This window comes from Streptomyces sp. NPDC002701 (assembly GCF_042889045.1).
Taxonomy (GTDB): Bacteria; Actinomycetota; Actinomycetes; order Streptomycetales; family Streptomycetaceae; genus Streptomyces.
In genome coordinates this window covers 1-1,428 of record NZ_JBIAQL010000075.1, presented here as the reverse complement: position 1 = coordinate 1,428, position 1,428 = coordinate 1, and the positions used below count along the sequence as shown (strand labels likewise).

1 protein-coding gene is annotated in these 1,428 nt (G+C 68.8%); it reads left to right on the top strand.

Annotated elements, in window-relative coordinates:
• Nucleotides 1-207: 207 nt before the first annotated feature.
• The gene (locus tag ACFYXC_RS41850) at nucleotides 208-1,410 is read left to right on the top strand and encodes an IS110 family transposase (RefSeq protein ID WP_389558403.1); all 1,203 of its coding nucleotides are present in this window, start codon (nucleotides 208-210) and stop codon (nucleotides 1,408-1,410) included.
• The last annotated feature ends 18 nt before the right edge of the window (nucleotides 1,411-1,428 follow it).

The window sequence follows — 1,428 nt, the reverse complement described above, 5'->3', positions numbered from 1 at the left end:
CTCCGTAAGGTGTTGGTCGGCCCGGGAGGGCCGGATGTGGCTTATGGGTTTCTGCCTTGAGTGGCTTCCGAGGAGTGGCCGTCCGGCTCTCCGGGGCGCCCTGGCTGCTGATTGAGATGTGCGCGCCATGTGCGGTCGCTGATTACGGAGATGACAGCGGGGTGTTCCTCGGGCCGACGGCATACTGATCGGAGCGAGGAGGGGCGAGTGAACGAGCGGCGGGGTCGGGTCTGGGCCGGCATCGACGCGGGCAAGGGGCATCACTGGGCTGCGGTGGTCGACGAGACCGGTGCGACGCTGTGGTCGAAGAAGGTCGACAACGACGAGTCGGCGATCCTGACTGCCATGGGTGAGATCCTCGACCTTGCCGATGAAGTCAAGTGGGCGGTGGACATCTCCGGAACGTCTTCCGCGTTGCTGCTGGCTTTGCTCTCGGCCCACGGCCAGCAGGCCGTCTACGTGCCCGGCCGCACGGTCAACCGCATGTCCGGCGCATACCGGGGCGAGGCGAAGACCGACGCCCGTGACGCCTACGTCATCGCTGAAACCGCACGCAACCGCCGGGACTTCGCAACGATCGACGTCCCGGCCCAGCTGGCCGCCGACCTCGCGCTGCTGACTGCCCACCGCTCTGACCTCGTGGCAGACCGGGTCCGGATGATCAACCGTCTCCGCGACACACTGACCGGCGTCTTCCCCGCCCTGGAACGAGCCTTCGACTACAGCTCGCAGAAGGGCGCCCTGGTTCTGCTGACGGGCTACCAGACCCCGGCCGCGATCCGCCGCCGCGGCCGGGCGAGGCTGACGGCCTGGCTGGCCAACCGCGATGTTCGCGGTGCTGACGCCGTCGCTGCAACGGCACTGGAGGCCGCGCAGGCCCAGCAGACCGCGCTGCCCGGCGAGGACGTCGCCGCCCAGATCGTGGCCGACCTGGCCGTGCAGATCCTGGCGCTGGACGACCGGCTGAAGCGGATCGACAAGCAGATCCGTGAGACGTTCCGCAGCCACCCGCAGGCAGAGATCATCGAGTCCCTGCCCGGCATGGGCCCGATACTCGGTGCCGAGTTCGTGGTCGCCGCCGGTGACCTCGCCGCCTACGCCGACGCTGGTCACCTTGCCTCGGCGGCCGGCCTGGTGCCCGTCCCACGAGACTCCGGGCGCCGGACCGGCAATCTGCACCGGCCCAAGCGCTACAGCCGCCGGCTGCGCCGGGTGTTCTACATGTCCACGCAGACCAGCATCATCCGTGACGGCCCGAACCGGGACTTCTACCTCAAGAAGCGCGGCGAGGGTTGCAAACACGTCCAGGCCGTCATCGCCCTCGCCCGCCGACGGGCCAGCGTGCTGTGGGCACTCCTGCGCGACAACCGGGTCTTCACCCCCGAGCTGCCGGTCGCGCAAGCGGCTTGACTTCATCATTGAGACTCC